Here is a 19,031-nt window from a genome sequence, read left to right as displayed (position 1 = left end):
TTAGGAATAGATATTAAGGCCAGGGCGGTAGTGCTAACTAATGGTACATTTTTAAACGGACTAATTCATATTGGAGATAAACAATTCGGGGGAGGCAGAGCAGGGGAAAAAGCCGCAACAGGTATTACAGAGCAATTATCTGATTTTGGATTCGAAAGCGGAAGAATGAAGACGGGGACACCACCCAGGGTTGATGGTAGATCTTTGGATTATTCACGGATGATCCCACAACCCGGAGATGAAAACCCTGAAAAATTTTCATTTTTAGAATCTGTAACATTGAAGGAACAGCGCGATTGTCATATGACACATACCAATGCTTTGGTACACGAATTGTTAAAAGAAGGTTTTGATCGCTCACCGATGTTTAATGGAAGGATCAAGAGCATTGGTCCCCGGTATTGTCCTTCAATAGAGGATAAAATTAATCGATTCGCTGAAAAGGAAAGCCATCAGATATTTGTTGAACCTGAGGGTTGGAATACGGTTGAAGTTTATGTAAATGGATTTTCTACATCGCTGCCGGAGGACATACAATATAAAGCCCTAAGATCGGTGGTTGGATTTGAACAAGTTAAATTTTTCAGGCCGGGATATGCTATAGAATATGACTACTTTCCGCCTACGCAATTAAGACATACGTTAGAAACTAAACTTATTCAAAACTTGTACTTTGCAGGACAGATTAACGGCACTACGGGATATGAAGAAGCGGCGTCTCAGGGATTAATGGCGGGTATTAATGCGCATTTAAAAATCAATGAAAAGGATTCATTCATATTAAAAAGGGATGAAGCATATATTGGGGTTTTAATAGATGATTTAATTACAAAAGGAACTGAGGAGCCTTATAGAATGTTTACTTCAAGGGCGGAGTATAGAACACTTTTAAGGCAGGATAATGCGGATCTTAGACTTACCCCTAAAAGTTATGAAATTGGATTAGCGAAAGAGGAACGCCTTTTTGCAATGCGGGAAAAGGAAAAAAAATCAAATGATTTTATTGATTTCTTCAGAAAAACCAGTTTTAATCCGGAAAAAATAAATCCAATTTTGGAGGATGTTTCTTCTGCACCGGTAAAACAGGCCGATAAGATGTTTAAAGTGTTTTCCAGACCAGGGGTTACAATGTCTCATATGTTAAAGCTGGAAGAGGTTTCAAACTATGTCAATGATAACAACTTAAAAAGCGAAGTCCTTGAGCAGGCTGAAATCCAGGTAAAGTATGCCGGATATATAGCTAAAGAAAAAAATAATGCGGACAAACTTCAGCGATTAGAGAATATTAAAATTCCGGAGAACTTCAATTATGGAAAATTAAAATCTCTTTCTTTCGAAGCCAGGGAAAAGCTAACTAGTGTTCAGCCTGCTACAATTTCACAAGCCTCTAGAATTAGTGGTGTATCTCCAAGCGATATTAGCGTTTTACTTGTATATATGGGCAGATAAATCAAGATTGTTCCACGTGGAACAAATAGAAGGCTAAGCGTTTAAAAACCAGAAAACTGGACGTCTTAAGCAGGTATTTCAGTATAGGTTTTAATTCAAGTTTTTAGCAGAGTGATCATAAGCAAAGCATATTTTTTAAATCCAGATTAAGGAAAGCAGACCTAACAAAAGTTCGTTTTTTCAAGATGGTGTTTTAAACTATCTTCGAAATTGAATAGAATATTGCAGACGATACTAATAGATAATGAAGCGTTTTTTAAAGACAAAAGATTATTCCGTTTCCGGTGAAGAGTTTGAGTTGATATTGGATACGGAATTAAATATGTTGCGCACATACCCTGAACCTAAGAATCTTGACAGTTATTATAACAGTGAGCATTATATCTCTCATTCAGATTCGGCAAACAGTTTAGTTGAAAAGCTCTATCAGTATATTAAAAAATACAACCTTAAGAGAAAGGTTAGCCTTATTAATAAATATACCGATTCAGATAAAACACTTTTAGATGTCGGAGCAGGCACCGGGGCTTTCCTGAAATCTGCAAAACAAAATGGCTGGGAGACTTATGGAATTGAACCAAGTCAAAAAGCAAGAGACCTGGCTTTAAAGAAAGGATTAAAACTAAAAGAGAACTTAGATCTATTAGACAAACGCGGTTTTCAGGTAATTACGCTTTGGCATGTTCTTGAACACTTAACCGATTTGGAATTACAGATAGAAAAGATAACCTCACTATTAAATAATGATGGAACTTTAATAATCGCCGTTCCAAATTTTAAGTCTTACGATGCCAAATATTATAAGGAGTATTGGGCAGCCTATGATGTTCCCAGACATCTTTCGCACTTCTCGCAATTTTCTATTAGTAAGCTTTTTGCCAAAAGCGGAATGAAGCTTGTAAAAGTAAAACCTTTAATATTTGATTCCTTTTATGTCTCCTTGCTTTCTGAAAAATACCAACATGGGAAGGGAAATTTTTTAAGAGCATTTTTAATCGGACTTATATCAAATATTCGGGCATGGAAAACAAAAGAGTATTCGTCTCTCCTTTACATTCTCAAAAGGGATTAAAAATCGTTTTAAAGCGATCTAAGCGCATTTTATTCGCCAGAGTATATTTGCCCCCATAGGCTTTCAATTTATCAATTAAAAGACGCCAGACAACTGTAGAAACAATAGATTAAACAAGCTCTTTGCTTAATATTATATAAATAAAATCTATTATTACTAAAATTGTCAAAATAACGTAACATGTGCCTTTTATTATCCGCCTGTGCAATTATTCAAGAAAACTCAATTCATTACAAAAACCTTTCCTATTTTTGCCGAACTAAATTTAAGACCAAATGAAAAAAATAGTTCTAGCGATGTTTTTGATCTCAGCAGTTGCTTGTGAGCAAAACAAGATTGGCTTTGTTGATAATGTAAAATTAATGGATGGCTATCAGGAAAAAATCGATATTGAATCCAGGTATAAGGTTAAGGCAGAAGTGCTAAATAAGAAAAGGGATAGTATTTCTCAGGCATTTCAATTAGAAGCCCAGGCTTTTCAAACCAAAGCTCAAAGTATGGCTCAGGACAAAGCGCAGGAGGAATATGGCTTGTTGCAACAAAGAGGTCAGTTTATTGGTCAGCAGTTACAGCAGGAAGAACAACAAATGCAATCAGAAGGTCAGACAGAAATGGATAGTTTGATCAGCAGGGTTAAAAGGGAGATTAGCGGCTATGGCAAAAGCAATGGTTATACCTATATCCTGAGTGGTGGAGAAGGCGGTAGTGTTCTATATGGAGCCGATACTAAGGACCTTACACAAGACATCCTGGAAATACTAAACGACAAGTACAAAAAGTAATTCTCTTTTTAGGTCTTCATAAAATTTAATTCCTTCAGATACGAATGAATGTATTAATAGTGGGGTATTTCTTTTAAGGTTTACCCCTGAAGCAAATAAACCAGGAAAATTGCAGGGATAAAATAAATTGCTATGGTTCTTGCGCCATCATAGTCTTTGGCGATTCTCTGTCCGAACAGCAGCATTAGTAACGCTGTACAAGACAAGACAGCCCCATAAAGTGCTATGGTACTTTCTCCAATAGTTATTATTTGATAAAACCCAACAAAGCACAAAATTCCTGATATCACTTCTGTGAGAAGTACGATGGCCAGCAATAAAGGAACCATGCTTTTTAATGGAGTGTCCTTAAAATGTCCTTGTAACCATCCCAGATTTCCTTTCCAATCAATTATTTTGTCTATTCCGCTTTGTAAGAAGGTAATTATCAGGAATAGCAAGATTAAAATAACCGCGGCATTATTTAGTATATTTTCCATAAGATATTTTATATAATAATTTGATTATCAACACTTTAAATAAAACAGATTGATTAAGCCGCCTTTCTATGTAATAAGCGTGTAAGTCTGATAGACAAATCCGTGAGAATAATTTTGGAATTCCCGTTGCGCTCTATATGATATATGGCATCCTCAAATTCGTTAACAATAGGCATTATATTTCTTTCGTGAATAAACGGAGCAAATTTCTCTAACTGAAAGCCATCAATATGAATTCGCATATAGACCAATTCTTTGACATTATAATTTAACAACATGGCCTGTCTCATTACAGCCAGACAGTAGTTCAAAAATTTCTTTTGAGTTTCTCTTCCTGTTTTAGCTACTTCTTCGCTCCAGAGAATTAATTCATGTATTGCCGCCCTATTACCTTTTGCCTTAAAAGCACTACGCACCCATTGAACAAACCACTTCTCAAAGATTAATTCTTCAGAATCTTTATTCATGAGATCCATGGCTTTATTGAAGTTTCCATTTGCTTCATGTGCGACCTTTGAGGCTTCTTCTCTCGTTAATCCCTTTTCTATTAATGCAGTTGAAATTGCATCTTCAGACAAGGGTGGAAAGTGTAATGTCTGACATCTGGAGCGTATCGTTTGCAGAATCTGTTCCTCATCTTCGGCTATGAATATGAATACGGTTTTGTCCGGCGGTTCTTCTATTAATTTTAGTAATTTATTTGAAGCGGCTGTGTTCATTGTTTCAGCCATCCATAGGATCATTGTTTTGTATCCTCCCTCGTAAGATTTTAAGGAAAGCTTTTTTACAATGTCATGGGCCTCATCAACCCCAATTTGGCCCTGTTTTTTTTCAATACCTATCAGCTGGTACCAATCAAAAAGATTTCCATAAGGCTGTTCTTTTATAAATTGTCGCCATTCCTCTATATAATTATTGCTTACAGGATGGGATTTTACTTTAGCTGAATTCGCTACAGGAAATACGAAATGTAAATCCGGATGGGATAAAGAAGCACATTTAAGATTGCATGGGTCTTCAATAGGTAAGTTTTCACCCCCCGAATTCTTGCACAACAAATATTGAGCATAAGCGAGGGCCGTTACAAGCGTACCGCACCCTTCGGGACCAACAAATAATTGTGCATGCGGTATGCGCCCTGCATCGGCACTTGACCAAAGATGAGTTTTAATGTGCGAAAGCCCCAGAATATCCTTAAATAACATACCTTCAAATATAGGACATTTGATCATCTAACAATAAATTAATGGTGTCGCCTTTAACTGAATTGTAATAATCTTTACATTTGCCTTTCTCTAAAAAAGTATTCCGAATGACAACAGTAGACGATTTTAATTTTGAAAACAAAAAAGCCTTAGTTCGTGTTGATTTTAACGTTCCGTTAGATGCAGAATTCAATGTAACGGATTCGAATAGAATTGAAGCGGCGAAACCTACAATTATTAAAATCCTGGAAGACGGCGGGAGTGCGGTCCTTATGAGCCACCTTGGCAGGCCTAAAGGAGAGCGAAAGGCTGCCTTATCATTATCACATATTTGTGATAAAGTATCTGAAGTAATAGGTGTACAGGTGAAGTTCGTAGACGATTGTGTGGGCGAAAAGGCCGAAAAAGCTGTGGCAGAATTGGAAAGCGGAGAAGTGCTTTTGCTGGAAAATCTTCGCTTTTGTGCTGAAGAAGAAAAGGGAGACAAATTGTTCGCAGAAAAATTGTCGCATTTAGGAGATATTTATGTCAACGATGCGTTTGGCACAGCTCATAGAGCTCATGCATCTACAACCATAGTGGCAGGCTTTTTTCCTGACAAAAAATGCTTTGGATACCTTTTGGCAAAAGAAATCAAGGCCATAGAAAAAGTTATGAAGACAGGGGAGAAACCTGTTACAGCCATACTGGGAGGCGCCAAGGTCTCCTCCAAAATCACCATTATTGAAAATATCCTGAGTAAAATAAATCATTTGATTATAGGAGGCGGGATGACCTATACTTTCATAAAGGCGCAAGGCGGTAAAGTAGGAAATTCAATTTGTGAAGATGATAAAATGGACCTTGCACTCACGATACTACAAAAAGCTAAAGACCTGGGTGTTCAGGTTCATCTTCCCGTGGATGTTATTGCTGCTGATGACTTTAGCAACAAGGCAAACACCAAAATTGTCGCTGTAGACGATATCCCTGATGGATGGCAGGGTTTAGATGCAGGACCAAAGACTTTAGAAAATTTTAGGGATGTTATACATGAATCCAAAACTATTCTGTGGAATGGTCCCGTTGGTGTTTTTGAAATGGAGAGCTTTGCTAAAGGTACTATTTCAGTAGGCAATTTTATTGATGAAGCCACAAAAAACGGCGCATTTTCATTAGTTGGAGGAGGAGATTCAGTTGCAGCGGTAAAGCAATTTGGATTTGAAGACAAAGTAAGCTATGTGTCTACCGGCGGAGGCGCTATGCTTGAAAGCCTGGAAGGCAAATCACTACCAGGGATTGCGGCAATATTAGAGGCGTAAAGCCGTTATCGAATAACTGGGATTTCTGTTTTTTTAAAATAGTTTATGAAGCATTATTTTAATGTTTCATAAAAAAATACGATTTTAGCTTACACCCCACGGCCAAAAATCAGATTTATGACCGCAATTAGAGAGATAATTCTTTACATTATTATGCTTGTTTTTGTTATGCCATTGTTGGCACAAGAACAGGGCACACCTCCTACTTTGGAAGCCACATTCTCCGCTAAGGAAAAGGTTGAAGTTATCCAAAAACCAATTAAGCTAAATGGGGTATTTGAGGAAAGCCAAAAAATAAAGGACAATTCAATTGAGTCAACGACAATAGCAGAAGGCTATAAGCTTCAGGATAATTCAGAGGCCGCTAAATACGATAGTATATGGATGAAAGAGCTGTATGAAAATGCAAGCTTGTATGACGACATGTATAATTATGTCTCCAATCTGGAAATAGATACGTTAAAACAACTTACAATTGATACGGAGGTATTAAAAGAACGTCTGGAATTACTGGATCAGAAAACGCCATTTAACATAGCATATAACCCTTCATTGGAAAGAGTAATTCAGTCTTTTTTGTTGCGGAAGCATGAATTTATTGGGCGTATGATAACTGCAAGCCAATTTTATTTCCCCATGTTTGAACAGGAATTGGACAATTACAATATTCCTTTGGAAATAAAGTATCTGGCCATCGTAGAATCTGCATTGAACCCAAGGGCAAAGTCCAGGGTTGGGGCAACCGGCCTTTGGCAATTTATGTATAGCACAGGTAAGATGTATGGATTGGATGTAAGTAGTTATGTAGATGACCGTAGCGACCCTATTAAATCTACTGCAGCAGCTTGTAAATATCTGTCAAAACTTTATCAAACCTTTGGTGACTGGGATTTAGCGTTGGCGGCGTATAATTCAGGACCGGGCAATGTAAATAAAGCAATTAGAAGATCTGGCGGCTATACAAATTATTGGAACATAAGAAGAAATCTCCCAAGAGAAACTGCGGGTTATGTGCCGGCTTTCTTAGCGACCATGTATTTATTTGAGTATGCAGAAGAGCATGGAATTAAGTTAAATAAGGTAGAAAGACCTTATTTTGAAACCGATACAGTTCATGTTAAACAGCTAATAACTTTTGATCAGATTTCAAAACTTGTTGGAGTAAGTATTGAGGAATTAAAAGTTCTCAATCCTTCATACAAATTAGATATTATTCCCAAAATAAAAGGCAAAAAGTATTTCTTAAGACTCCCGAAAGATGCCATTGGAAAGTTTGTAACCAACGAAGCGGCAATTTATGCGTATGCAGAAAAAGAGATTAAAAGCAGGGAAAGCACCTTACCAAAATTGGTCACGGCGGAGGACAGAATTGGATACAGGGTTAAAAGTGGAGATTATCTGGGAAAGATAGCCGAACGCTATGGAGTTGGAGTAAGCCAAATTAAACGATGGAACGGTCTTAGAAGCAACAATTTAAGAATTGGCCAGCGGCTAATCATTTACCCAAGAAAGCCTGTAACCACAGTTTCTTCAAATAAAAAAGCATCCTTAAAATCGACGCCCGCGGTGAGTTTAAATGGAAATTCTAAAGTTCACACTGTAAAAGCCGGGGACTCCTTATGGACTATCTCCAGAAAATATCCCGGAATTACTATTGAAAAATTAAAACAATGGAACGGTATTAGCGGTAACAATCTGCAGCCAGGCACTAAATTGAAACTCTGCGATTGTTCATCCTAAAAAAAAATATATGAAATACTTTGGAGCGCTATTTTTATCTCTTTTTTTATTGGTTTCCTGTAACGACAAAAATAAAAAGGTTTATAAACCTGTTTCTGTTGGTGCAATCAATTCGCTCGCTGTTGTCATGGACAATCAACTTTGGGAAGGCAAGGTGGGAGATAAGGTAAGGGAATATTTTGCAGCACCTATACTTGGACTTACCTGGAACGAACCACGGTTTTCTATAGAACATATGCCCCTTCAGGTATTTACTGGAATGACAAGGCATAGACGTTCCGTATTATATGTTAGTTTAGACAGCGTAGATTTGGCACATATCAAAACGGATTTATATGCCACACCTCAAAAGGTTGGGGTAATTAAAGGTAAAACAGAAGAAGAACTAATAAATAATTTAGAGGCTGGTGCAGATAAAATAATTGCCTCTTTTAGAAATACGGAAATGAAAGAAGCGCAGAAAAGATTTTTGCGTTCGCTTAATAAGGACACTATTTTACAATCCAAATTTGATATTTCACTTAGATTACCTTCCATATATACTGTTGGGAAAGAAGAGGATAATTTTGTTTGGATAGATCGCGAGATTCCTAAGGGAACCATGAATATAATTGTCTATGCAATGCCCTGGGATAGTTTTGAAAATGACTCCACTTTTGTTAAAGATATAGTAAGGATGAGGGATTCTATTGGCAAAAAATATATTCCTGGCCCGGACATACCCAATAAAACTACCTATATGGTTACGGAAAAAGCATTTGCTCCTTATGTTTTCCCTGCGGAAATTTCAGGAAAAAAAGCTGCTGAAGCAAGAGGCATCTGGGAAATTGAAAATTACCCTATGGCTGGCCCTTTTTTAACCTATATTGTAAACGACAAGGAAAATAATAGAAAATTGATCCTTGAAGGATTTACATTTGCCCCTGCAACAAATAAAAGGGATTATATGTTTGAGCTTGAAGCAATTCTCAAAACAGTTCAGTTTAGATAGAAATTAATAATAGTCAAATAAAAAAAGGCCCTGAAAATTTTTCAGGGCCTTTTACTTTTTTAAACCTCCTATGATTAATCAAATGCAAACCCTGTGGCTACCCTGAAAATAAATGCATAAATAGTAATAAGCAACATGGCAAAGCAAAACCAAGAGAATACTTTGAAATATTTGTTTAGAAAAATGTTAGTCCAATTGCGAAAAGCTTCTAAATAGAGCTCTTTTAAAAGTAATAATTTATCCATATAGAGTATTTTTTGAAGTTAACTAGGACAAAGTTCTTTTTATGGATTTAATATGGTATATAAATCGGGTAAAGAGCCAAAATATTTGGCGTAGGAACAGGCCTTCTTATTAGCCTCTTTGAAAGGTATAGAATACGGGTTTAAATGCACGGAGAGCAGGCTTTAGTTGTAACACTATAGGATGAAACTACTTAAAATAAAAAAGCGCCCGTTTAAGGGCGCTCTCTGGTATCTAGGTTGCTTGGTATTAATCGAACGCAAATCCCGTGGCTACTCTAAACAAAAATGCATAAAGCACTATGATAAATGAGATAAAACAAAACCACGAAAATATTTTAAAATAATTTTTTATCAGAACATGGCCAAGATTTTTAAATGCCTCGGCATATATTTCTTTAAGAAGTAATATGTGTTTCATAGGTTGGTCTTTTTAAGTATAACTATATTTTTAATTAATACGTATTTTGGGTCGTATGTTTGTTGTGAAAGCGCTTCTTAGAGTTGTGAAAATCAATAGATTAAATAGAAATCCCTGAAGAAAACTTACATATTTACAATTATGAACTCTGAACGCCTGTTCAACTGATGTTTGGCCGCACTGCACCTCACCGTACCATCACATTCGTTGAGTAATCTTTCTTCTCCGTAGCCAATGGCACTTTGTATGCGATCAGGAGAAATTCCCTGTGATATCAAATAATCCCGTGTAGATTTAGCCCTTTTATCAGACAAATACTTATTATAGGCTTTTTTACCCCTGGAATCGGTATGAGATTCAATTTTAATGACCATTGTTTTGTACTCATTCATCACTTCAACTAACCTGTCCAGTTCATTCGCAGCATCCTTTCTTATATAAAACCTGTCAAAGTCAAAAAAGATCATCTCAATTTTGAGTTTTTTGATCCCATCTTCTATAGCAATGAGTTCTTTGAGCTTTTTCAGGGATACTTCGGTCTGCACTAACTCATTTTCTTTGGTGATAACAGTTTGCTCATCTTCAAAATACGCGTCTTTTACTGTCTTAATACTATATTTTGTGTTACTCTCAAGATCTTCAAACACAAAGCTGCCATCCTCACCGGTAACCACTTCTTTCAATTTAATATTGTTTTCATCCAAAAGCAATACTAAGGCTTCGGGCATAACGTCTCCGGTAATTACATCCGTAACTACACCGGCAATGGCATTTTCATTATTTTCTTCAGGCAGCAATTTTTGAAATGAATAAATATCGTCATCCCCTTTACCGCCTCTTCTGTTGGAGGCAAAAAAGCCTTTCTGCGTTTCTTCGTCTACAATATATGAGAAGTCATCTTTTTTACTGTTTATGGGTTTACCTGCATTCCTTACCTCCAGAAACCCGACTTCATCATCAAATGCCACTTCATATATGTCGAGCCCCCCAAGACCAACATGTCCATCAGAAGAAAAATAGAGTTTCTTTTCGTTGATAAACGGAAACATCTCCTTTCTTTCAGTATTAATTTCAGGACCCAGATTCCTTGGAGCAGAAAATTGACCATCACCTAGCACATCAACCACAAAAATATCTGTCATGCCTATGCTTCCGGGCATATCAGAAACAAAATACAGTTGCTTTCCATCCGCGCTAAGGGCAGGATGACCGGTAGAAAAATCATCACTGTTAAAAGGAAGTTCTTCCCCTTCAGTCCATTCACCATCTATTTTCCTGGACATGTATATTTTCAGATTATTATTCCCGTTTTTATCTCGTTTTAACTTTTTGCCATAATTATTCCTCGTGAAATACATGGTCTGATTATCCGGGGAAAATGATACAGATGCTTCGTGGTACTTGGTGTTTATTTTTTTAGAGAATTTTATTGCATCTTTAACTTCCTGCGATTCCTTGTTTATCTTGGCTACGTATAGATCCAGATAGGGCTGATTATTCCATTTATACCGCCTGGTATTAAAAAAAGAGGAGTCCATAGCAGATGAAAATACCATCTCATCATCGTTGTAGAACATAGGAGAGAAATCGGAATATTTACTATTTATTGCCAAATTTGCAATGTTTACTGTTTCTTCAGTGCTTAGAATATTATCCAGGACAATTTCATTAGGTGTTGCTCTCGATAGATTTTCCAGAGCACGGGTGTTCCCCTTTTTCATTTCTCTGTCATACAATCGCATTAATCGTTTTGCTCGGGCATATTTCCCGGTGCCTTTGGAAGAATGTGCATATTTAAAGATATTTTCTGCAGACATCTCATCCTTATAATTCATATACAGCTTATCATACCAGTAATAAGCTCTTTCCATATTGGTATTATAATAGTGTGAATCCCCTGCCTTTTCTATTATCTTAAAGGATTGATTATTAGGATCCTGTTCCAGTACCTGTTCGTAGAGGTCTGCTGCTTCAGCATACCACATTTTATTAAAATATGAATCTGCCTTTTTAAGCAGTTTATCATTATTAAAGAAGTTAGAACCTTTTTTTAGTACTCCCGGAGAATCTAATGAATTATAATTGGACTGATTGACATTGCTTAAAGATTCCGAAACCGCTTTCCCATAACTTTCAGATGGTTCCAATTCCTCCGTTGCCTCAACCTCATTCGGATCAAAGACATTCATGATCCACAATTTATCGGTATACTTTCCATTTAGATTAGACGCACAGGTATTTATAGCCTCTTTCCAGTCTTTGGATTCTTTTAGGTAGACATAGTTTAAGCCGGTATCCGGGTTAGTTGCTACTTTAGAATCCAGGGTTCTTCTACTTAGTTTCTTCTGAAAGGATTTTACGTTTTGAACATCACCAAATACCCCTGCAACGATGTAATAACCGTTCTTCAGACCCTTAAAACGGGGGACTATTCTGGCGGCAATTTTATTCTCCTTTGCTGCTTGTATAAATTCCCTGGAAGTATTGAGGTTATTTTCTTTTGATGCCTTCTTTTCGAGAACAGCTTTGCTATTGGTTTTTGCCGATGAACTGCCCTGAATATTCATAATCCAGACTTCAGAATTATATTTGCCATTCATTTCGTTAGAACACGAGTTTATGGCTTGTTTCCAATTCTCAAACTGGGCCAGAGAAACATAGTTTAATTTACTGACCGGATGTGTAATAATAAATGGATTTAAACCCTTGGGCTTTAATTTATTGGCAAATTTATCGGCGTTTTTTCGATCTCCGTAGACGCCGGCTATAATATAGTAACCGTTTTGTGCAACTGAAAAATCCTTTACAATCCTTGAAGGAATGCCATATGCTCTGGCCACACGTTTAAACTCAACATCTGTGTTAGGTGTCGTAGTCTCAATAACTTTGTTATCAGGTTTTGAGCTATCTTCATGATAGGTTATGACATCTGCCGATGTAAATTCCCTTATAGATTCATTCCAATGCGCGCGTACCCCAATTGTTATTAGAATTAGTATAGCAAGAATAGGCCGTAATAATTTTGTATTCATTAGTTCAATGGCTTGGGAAATAAAAAGATCTGTCTTTGATATTTATTTGAATACCTGAACAGCTTTACACCCATATGATTGATTTAACGACGAAATTAGATGTATTAATGCGCCTAATTTATTTTTTGTTGTGAAAGAGATGTTTTTTGTCGTGTACGATCAACTTATGTATTTTATCGATAAAGAGAAGACTGCACGTCTGTTGTGATCTGTATGGAAAGTATTACAAAATGGCCTAAACCCTAAGGCAAATGGTCAACAAGACTAATTAACTAAAAATTAAAACGATAGGTATAATAATAAAATTAAAATTCAACTAAATTCCATAAAAAAAGGCGTCAAATTTGACGCCTTTTTTTATGTTTTGAAAATTCTAAATTATTCTTCTTTTTTTTCCTCAAGTTGATCGTCTTCCTTGGAAGCATCTTTAAATTCTTTAATTCCACTTCCCAAACCGCGCATTAATTCAGGTATTTTTTTGCCTCCGAATAAAAGTAAAACAACCATGACGATTATGGCTATTTGCCAAGGGCCTATTGCTAAAAAGGTAATTAATGATACCATAATTTTAAAATTTAATGGATTACAAAGGTACTAAAAAAAGTACTTATATTACTGTTAATAGTAACGGGAAGATCTATTTTAAATTGTAGAAGTCGAAAAATGCATATAATACGTAAATTAATGGGAGTCTGAATCTTTCAGGATTGTAAATTTAAAAGGTATTTACTGCTTTATTCAAATCGAAGGTTATCTTTGTGTCTTATGGCAAAAAAAGGAAAAAAAAGAAAAGAAATTCGAAGAAAGCTTCTGCATAAGTATCGCCTGGTGATACTTAACGAAAGTACTTTTGAAGAAAAAATTTCCTTTAAACTTAGCAGATTGAATGTATTTGTCACCGGATCTTTATTCATTATTGGACTTATCGCATTCACAACATTACTAATTGCCTTTACCCCTTTAAGGGAATATATACCCGGCTATTCCTCTACCAAATTAAAAAAGCAGGCAACAGAATTAACATATAAAACGGATTCACTTGTTACTGTGTTAAATTATACCAATAAGTATTTAGATAATATTCGAATGGTCTTGCGGGGGGATATAGAAAACAATCAAATTAACAGAGATTCTCTTTTTGAACAATTCAAAATTGATCCTTCCACGGTAGATCTTTCTCCAATCAGGGAAGACTCCATGCTAAGAGCAGAAGTGGCATTAGAAGACAAGTATAACCTATTTGAAATAAATAAGGAAGGCGAGGGTCTGGTCCTCTTTTCACCCGTTAACGGTGAAATTTCTCAGGAATATGACGCTCAAATCAAACATTATGCGGTAGATATTGTAGCCCTTAAAGACACTCCCGTCAAAGCTGTAGCAGCCGGAACCGTAATTTTTTCAGAATGGACCACGGAAACAGGATATGTGATTATTATGGAACACAAGAGTGGAATACTTTCGGTTTATAAACACAACGGGTCATTGAATAAGAGCCAGGGAGACTTTGTCAGAGCCGGTGAAGTTATAGCTTCAGTAGGAAACACAGGAGAACTTACTACGGGGCCACATTTACATTTTGAGCTTTGGAATAACGGAAATCCGGTAAACCCGGCGGATTATATTGATTTTAACTAAAAAGGATGTCTTTAAAATCTTTTGCTGCCCGAATTTTTGCGAAAAGTATCGCACGTAAAACTGCCAAATGGGCTGGTCAGCCTTTAGAAAGTCAGGAAAAAGTCTTCCAATATTTAATACGCAAAGCTAAAGACACCAAATTTGGGATTGATCATAATTTTAAACAAATAAAAAGCCATTCAGAATTTGTAAACGAAGTTCCAATACGAGATTATGAGGCTTTGCGTGATTATGTAGAGCAAGCGGTAGCAGGAAAAGAAAATATTCTTTGGCCCGGAAAGCCCATCTATTTTGCAAAAACTTCGGGAACCACCTCAGGGGCCAAATATATTCCTATTACTTCCGAATCCATAAAGGAACAGGTTCTTGCTTCAAGGAATGCAATTCTGAATTATATTCATGAAACCGGCAATTCAGATTTTGTAGATGGAAAGTGGATTTTCTTGCAGGGAAGTCCTGAATTACAAGAAAAAAACGGGATTAAACTAGGAAGATTATCGGGTATATCTGCCCATTATGTTCCTAACTATCTTCAAAAAAATCGTCTGCCCAGTTGGGAAACGAATTGTATAGAGGACTGGGAAACTAAGGTAGAAAAGATCGTAGAAGAAACAATAAATGAAGATATGACATTGATTGCCGGCATTCCTTCATGGGTTCAGATGTATTTTGAAAAATTAAAATCGAAGAGCAATAAAAATATAAGTACACTATTCAAAAACTTTCGACTATTTATTTATGGAGGGGTAAATTATGAGCCCTATAGGGCAAAATTCGAAGAATTAATGGGTCGGAGAGTAGATAGTATAGAATTGTTTCCGGCCAGCGAGGGATTTTTTGCGTATCAGAATTCTCAAAAAGAGGAAGGAATGTTGTTATTACTCAACTCAGGGATTTTCTATGAATTTGTAAAAGCTGATGAGTTTTTTGAGGATCAGCCCAGGCGGCTAACCATTGGTGAAGTGGAATTAGACACAAACTACGTAATGATCATTTCTACCAATGCCGGTCTATGGGGATATAATCTAGGAGATACCATTCGGTTTATTTCAATAAAACCCTATAAAATGGTAGTTACTGGCCGCATTAAGCACTTCATTTCGGCATTTGGGGAACATGTCATTGCAAAAGAGGTTGAGGTTGCCATGCAAAAAGCCGTTGAAGCATGTAATGCTTCTATCAATGAGTTCACCGTAGCACCGCAAATTACCCCTGAAAAGAATGAATTGCCTTATCATGAATGGTTTATCGAATTTGAGAAAAAGCCGGCAGACATGGCGGAATTTATTGAAATCCTTGATACCACGCTTCAAGAACAAAACAGTTATTATTTTGATCTTATTGATGGTAAAATTCTACAGCGTTTAAAAATCACAGCCGTTAGGAAGGGAGGTTTTCAGGAATTTATGAAATCTATTGGAAAACTCGGTGGTCAGAATAAAGTACAACGCCTTTCTAACGACAGGTCAGTTGCAGATAAGCTGTCCTTACAGACGGAATAATTTCAAAAGTTTTGGTTTCTGGACAAAATGTTGTTCCTCTGCATAAGACTTAATTTTACAGACATCATTAAATCATAAATTTTAAAATGTAATTTTGCCATGTCCAATGGAGAAAATTAAAGACAATACCAGAGCACAAGAATCTACAAATGCTATTGAGCGCATGTATATTACGATGCGTCATTTATTTAACAGAGGCTTTTATAAACCAACCGGGGTCTCAGGTGAAACTTTGAGAAATGCGCTTCTATCCTTACATCCTGAAATTTATGGTTCGGTAGCTGAGGAAAAGACAGAACTTAACGGGCTTGTTTATGTTTTGGAAAGACTGCCATCAGGTATAGAGCAATGCAGATATATTAATCTTACCTCAGATGAAGGTTATGGAAAATCTCACTTTAAGCCAATTATCCCGCCTAAGAGAAGACGAAATTGCTACCGAATAGATAGTGAGCAGATGAATATTGAGATCACCAGAGGGCGTTCAGATATATATGATATCCTCACTCACCTTACTTTTTTGTATATAGAAGCCGATAAGATCTGCTGGCGCGTATTAATTGAAGATACAAATAAGACCATTAGAGATTGGAATAAACTCGAACAAGCAGCTACTAAAGCCAAACTTACTCAGAAGGAAAAAGAAACTGCATTAATTCATACCGCAAACATACTGGGGAGGTCATTTGTTGAGGTTTTAGAAGTATATGAAAAACTGGCTACAAAGAAAGAACCAGAAAGGTTTTTGAAGATTCTGTATTGGTTGGGCAAACTATCTATTGAAGAAGAAACAGGTGGCGAGAAAAGAGTAATTACCTTCAGCAGCATGTTGAGGGAGCGTCTTGGGCATCATATTCATGGAGAAATATGGGCAAAGACCATAAAAAAAACACTGAAAACACACAATTTATTAAAAAGGCCAATCCATATTATTAGTGCTAATATGCATAGTGTGGTAAACTCTTTGTATGCCCGCAAAGCACTTAGTAAAGAGTTCCCGGACAACGGATCATTAGAGATATATGAAGCACTAAGCTCCACGGATAATACTGCTTTACGAAACAAAGTAATTGCTACTGCAAAACGGAATGGAATGATTGCTTTGGATGATACTTCAGGAACAAATATAGATGTTCAGATATTTGACCTCGCCAAATTAAGTAATGATGCATGTTGCTACGACCTTAACATGGACCTTCCTGATGATAAAAAACCTGTTATATTTGTAATGGACTATGCCTTTGGGGAACAGGCGTATGAAACTATAGATGAACTTTTGAAACCCTATGTTTTAGAAAATGGCAAAAACATCTTTTTAGATGTAGCTTCAATTTCAATTATGGGAAAAGCTGGCATTCTTGAAGGCGGAAAAGGAGATTTAATGATTCCGTCTGCGCATATTTTTGAGGGAACAGCAGATAACTACCCCTTTAAAAATGAACTTTGCACTTCTGATTTTGAGGGCAATGGCTTAAAAGTCCTCGAGGGCACTATGGTTACTGTTTTGGGAACTTCCTTACAAAATAAAGATATCCTTAGGTTTTTTCATGAATCAACCTGGCATGCAATTGGGCTGGAAATGGAAGGGGTGCACTATCAAAAAGCCATTCAGGCTGCATCAAAGATCCGCAAGAGCATTAGGGAAGAGGTTAAGGTAAGATACGCCTATTATGCTTCAGATAATCCATTGAAATCGGGTAGCACCTTAGCTTCAGGGGGCCTGGGAACAACAGGTGTAAAACCCACCTATTTAATTACAGATAAAATACTTAAGCAAATTTTTAATTCCTGAATATGGCAGATCAACAAACACCAAAAGCAACCTCATCAAATGACGAAATTGACTTAGGGCAATTGTTTCAAATGATTGGCAATGGATTCAATAAACTCTTCAATTGGTTCTTAGGGGTATTTATTTATTTTAAAAAGAATTTCTTCATATTACTTGCCTTAGTTATAGTTGGGGGCTTAATTGCATTAGGGCTAAACCAAATAATAGATAAAAAACTTAAAACAGAAGTTATTGTAAAACCGAATCTGGAGAGCAAGGGATATTTATATGATGTGGTTAACGAAATCCAGTCCAAAATCAAGGCTAACGACACCACTTTTTTTAGCGGAATTGGAGCAGAAGTTTCAAGTTTTAAAGGTTACGAGATAACAATAGATCAGACATTGGATAAAGAAAAACCTGATAACGATCTGGAATATTTGGAGCTTTTAGAGAAATTTCAGGATAATGGGTTAGTCTCTGACATCATTCGAACCGAAATTTTAAACAAAAGTTCATTAAATCATAGAATAACATTTTTTTATAAAGATGCAATAGAAGGGGAAAGGTTAAGTCAGAAGGTGATGGATTATATTAACTCTAATAGTTACTATAATGAATTAACTCAAATTTATAAGAAAAATGCTTTGGAAAGAATAAATCAGAATGAGGCCTTAATAAGTCAAATAGACGAATTAATTAGGCGATATGCTGATAAAATGACCGCTGAAGAAAGTCAGGTGACTGAACAACGAATTGTACTTGACAATGAGAAAGAATTGGATATAGCGCAACTCTTTGAATTGAAAAATGACCTGATTCGTGACATAGAAAGAAAAAAAATTGAACTAAGGGAACGAAAGGAAGCTATCAGTATAATTAATTTTGGTAAACCCCATGAAGTTCAAAAACCATTTTTTAGTCAAAATTTCGTACTTATTCCTCTTATTTTAATTGCTATTTATTTTTTTATTGATATTATCAAATTTTTGAATAGGAAAACTAAAGAAATTTAAGGAGCATTGTATTTTTTCAGACATAATTATTGGATGTATCTCAATAGCAAAACTTAATTAGAATCCGGTATAGAAAACCTTTTTTAACATGAATATTTTAATAACAGGAGGGGCTGGATTTATTGGTTCGCACGTTGTTCGCAGATTTGTAAAGGGATATCCGAATTATAACATTTATAATTTGGATGCACTTACTTATGCGGGTAATTTGGAAAATCTAAGGGATATTGAACAGTATCCTAATTACACCTTTTTAAAAGGTGATATTTTAGATGAACCTTTTTTAAATAAAATTTTTGTAAAGTGATATGCGAATTATAACATTTATAATTTGGATGCACTTACTGATGCGGGGAATTTGGAAGATCTAAGGGATATTGAACAGTATCCTAA

16 protein-coding genes and 1 pseudogene are annotated in these 19,031 nt (G+C 36.1%); 11 read left to right on the top strand and 6 right to left on the bottom strand.

Annotated features, from left to right (window positions below; translation table 11 throughout):
• From mnmG to Q0X89_RS16465, 3 genes are all read left to right on the top strand, one after another.
• The coding region (gene mnmG / locus Q0X89_RS16475) for a tRNA uridine-5-carboxymethylaminomethyl(34) synthesis enzyme MnmG (RefSeq protein ID WP_297696201.1) at window positions 1–1,449 on the top strand (1,449 nt) is incomplete at its 5' end.
• A 244-nt stretch (window positions 1,450–1,693) separates the two neighbouring features.
• Window positions 1,694–2,521, top strand: a complete 828-nt coding sequence (locus Q0X89_RS16470; protein ID WP_297696198.1) for a class I SAM-dependent methyltransferase — start codon at window positions 1,694–1,696, stop codon at window positions 2,519–2,521.
• A 275-nt stretch (window positions 2,522–2,796) separates the two neighbouring features.
• On the top strand, window positions 2,797–3,303 hold the full coding sequence (locus Q0X89_RS16465) for an OmpH family outer membrane protein (protein ID WP_297696196.1): 507 nt from the start codon (window positions 2,797–2,799) through the stop codon (window positions 3,301–3,303).
• A gap of 80 nt (window positions 3,304–3,383) precedes the next feature.
• Here the strand turns inward: Q0X89_RS16465 and Q0X89_RS16460 are convergent, their stop codons facing one another.
• Both Q0X89_RS16460 and Q0X89_RS16455 read right to left on the bottom strand, forming a co-directional pair.
• Window positions 3,384–3,782: a DoxX family protein gene (locus Q0X89_RS16460; protein WP_297696193.1), complete on the bottom strand. Its 399-nt coding sequence runs from the start codon at window positions 3,780–3,782 to the stop codon at window positions 3,384–3,386.
• A gap of 53 nt (window positions 3,783–3,835) precedes the next feature.
• Window positions 3,836–4,987, bottom strand: a complete 1,152-nt coding sequence (locus Q0X89_RS16455) for an ATP-binding protein (protein WP_297696203.1) — start codon at window positions 4,985–4,987, stop codon at window positions 3,836–3,838.
• A 107-nt stretch (window positions 4,988–5,094) separates the two neighbouring features.
• Between Q0X89_RS16455 and pgk the strand changes: the two genes are divergently transcribed.
• The 3 genes from pgk to Q0X89_RS16440 all read left to right on the top strand — a co-directional run bounded on the left by pgk (window position 5,095) and on the right by Q0X89_RS16440 (window position 9,019).
• On the top strand, window positions 5,095–6,288 hold the full coding sequence (pgk, locus tag Q0X89_RS16450; RefSeq protein WP_297696192.1) for a phosphoglycerate kinase: 1,194 nt from the start codon (window positions 5,095–5,097) through the stop codon (window positions 6,286–6,288).
• A 117-nt stretch (window positions 6,289–6,405) separates the two neighbouring features.
• A complete protein-coding gene (locus tag Q0X89_RS16445) occupies window positions 6,406–8,028 on the top strand; it encodes a LysM peptidoglycan-binding domain-containing protein (protein WP_297696190.1) in 1,623 nt (540 codons plus the stop codon).
• Window positions 8,029–8,038: 10 nt separating this feature from the next.
• On the top strand, window positions 8,039–9,019 hold the full coding sequence (locus Q0X89_RS16440; protein ID WP_297696188.1) for a DUF4837 family protein: 981 nt from the start codon (window positions 8,039–8,041) through the stop codon (window positions 9,017–9,019).
• 74 nt (window positions 9,020–9,093) lie between these two features.
• Here Q0X89_RS16440 and Q0X89_RS16435 read toward each other — a convergent pair whose 3' ends face one another.
• From Q0X89_RS16435 to Q0X89_RS16420, 4 genes are all read right to left on the bottom strand, one after another.
• Window positions 9,094–9,264, bottom strand: coding sequence for a DUF6747 family protein (locus tag Q0X89_RS16435; protein ID WP_297696186.1), 171 nt, complete (start codon window positions 9,262–9,264; stop codon window positions 9,094–9,096).
• A 247-nt stretch (window positions 9,265–9,511) separates the two neighbouring features.
• Entirely contained in the window at window positions 9,512–9,682 is a 171-nt protein-coding gene (locus Q0X89_RS16430; RefSeq protein WP_019670883.1) for a DUF6747 family protein, read from the bottom strand.
• 125 nt (window positions 9,683–9,807) lie between these two features.
• Window positions 9,808–12,714: an OmpA family protein gene (locus Q0X89_RS16425; RefSeq protein WP_297696183.1), complete on the bottom strand. Its 2,907-nt coding sequence runs from the start codon at window positions 12,712–12,714 to the stop codon at window positions 9,808–9,810.
• Between the two features lie 378 nt (window positions 12,715–13,092).
• Entirely contained in the window at window positions 13,093–13,278 is a 186-nt protein-coding gene (locus Q0X89_RS16420) for a twin-arginine translocase TatA/TatE family subunit (RefSeq protein ID WP_297696181.1), read from the bottom strand.
• Window positions 13,279–13,479: 201 nt separating this feature from the next.
• On the opposite strand from Q0X89_RS16420, the gene Q0X89_RS16415 reads away from it, so the two are divergent.
• From Q0X89_RS16415 to Q0X89_RS16395, 5 genes and pseudogenes are all read left to right on the top strand, one after another.
• The gene (locus Q0X89_RS16415; protein ID WP_297696179.1) at window positions 13,480–14,349 is read left to right on the top strand and encodes a M23 family metallopeptidase; all 870 of its coding nucleotides are present in this window, start codon (window positions 13,480–13,482) and stop codon (window positions 14,347–14,349) included.
• A 5-nt stretch (window positions 14,350–14,354) separates the two neighbouring features.
• The gene (locus Q0X89_RS16410; protein ID WP_297696177.1) at window positions 14,355–15,851 is read left to right on the top strand and encodes a GH3 auxin-responsive promoter family protein; all 1,497 of its coding nucleotides are present in this window, start codon (window positions 14,355–14,357) and stop codon (window positions 15,849–15,851) included.
• Window positions 15,852–15,957: 106 nt separating this feature from the next.
• Window positions 15,958–17,643: a hypothetical protein gene (locus Q0X89_RS16405; RefSeq protein ID WP_297696175.1), complete on the top strand. Its 1,686-nt coding sequence runs from the start codon at window positions 15,958–15,960 to the stop codon at window positions 17,641–17,643.
• A gap of 2 nt (window positions 17,644–17,645) precedes the next feature.
• Window positions 17,646–18,638, top strand: a complete 993-nt coding sequence (locus Q0X89_RS16400; protein WP_297696173.1) for a hypothetical protein — start codon at window positions 17,646–17,648, stop codon at window positions 18,636–18,638.
• Between the two features lie 88 nt (window positions 18,639–18,726).
• Window positions 18,727–18,942 (top strand): annotated as a pseudogene (locus Q0X89_RS16395) (GDP-mannose 4,6-dehydratase); the annotation flags it as partial.
• Between the last annotated feature and the right edge of the window lie 89 nt (window positions 18,943–19,031).

The organism is uncultured Eudoraea sp. (assembly GCF_947258525.1).
Lineage (GTDB): Bacteria > Bacteroidota > Bacteroidia > Flavobacteriales > Flavobacteriaceae > Eudoraea.
This window is presented reverse-complemented; position numbering and strand designations above follow the sequence as displayed.

What these genes read in the sequence shown, in the direction of transcription:
- Q0X89_RS16470 (WP_297696198.1), top strand. Translation starts at nt 1,694, where the DNA reads ATGAAGCGTTTTTTAAAGACAAAAGATTATTCCGTTTCCGGTGAAGAG.
- Q0X89_RS16465 (WP_297696196.1), top strand. Translation starts at nt 2,797, where the DNA reads ATGAAAAAAATAGTTCTAGCGATGTTTTTGATCTCAGCAGTTGCTTGT.
- Q0X89_RS16460 (WP_297696193.1), bottom strand. Translation starts at nt 3,782, where the DNA reads ATGGAAAATATACTAAATAATGCCGCGGTTATTTTAATCTTGCTATTC.
- Q0X89_RS16455 (WP_297696203.1), bottom strand. Translation starts at nt 4,987, where the DNA reads ATGTTATTTAAGGATATTCTGGGGCTTTCGCACATTAAAACTCATCTT.
- pgk (WP_297696192.1), top strand. Translation starts at nt 5,095, where the DNA reads ATGACAACAGTAGACGATTTTAATTTTGAAAACAAAAAAGCCTTAGTT.
- Q0X89_RS16445 (WP_297696190.1), top strand. Translation starts at nt 6,406, where the DNA reads ATGACCGCAATTAGAGAGATAATTCTTTACATTATTATGCTTGTTTTT.
- Q0X89_RS16440 (WP_297696188.1), top strand. Translation starts at nt 8,039, where the DNA reads ATGAAATACTTTGGAGCGCTATTTTTATCTCTTTTTTTATTGGTTTCC.
- Q0X89_RS16435 (WP_297696186.1), bottom strand. Translation starts at nt 9,264, where the DNA reads ATGGATAAATTATTACTTTTAAAAGAGCTCTATTTAGAAGCTTTTCGC.
- Q0X89_RS16430 (WP_019670883.1), bottom strand. Translation starts at nt 9,682, where the DNA reads ATGAAACACATATTACTTCTTAAAGAAATATATGCCGAGGCATTTAAA.
- Q0X89_RS16425 (WP_297696183.1), bottom strand. Translation starts at nt 12,714, where the DNA reads ATGAATACAAAATTATTACGGCCTATTCTTGCTATACTAATTCTAATA.
- Q0X89_RS16420 (WP_297696181.1), bottom strand. Translation starts at nt 13,278, where the DNA reads ATGGTATCATTAATTACCTTTTTAGCAATAGGCCCTTGGCAAATAGCC.
- Q0X89_RS16415 (WP_297696179.1), top strand. Translation starts at nt 13,480, where the DNA reads ATGGCAAAAAAAGGAAAAAAAAGAAAAGAAATTCGAAGAAAGCTTCTG.
- Q0X89_RS16410 (WP_297696177.1), top strand. Translation starts at nt 14,355, where the DNA reads ATGTCTTTAAAATCTTTTGCTGCCCGAATTTTTGCGAAAAGTATCGCA.
- Q0X89_RS16405 (WP_297696175.1), top strand. Translation starts at nt 15,958, where the DNA reads ATGGAGAAAATTAAAGACAATACCAGAGCACAAGAATCTACAAATGCT.
- Q0X89_RS16400 (WP_297696173.1), top strand. Translation starts at nt 17,646, where the DNA reads ATGGCAGATCAACAAACACCAAAAGCAACCTCATCAAATGACGAAATT.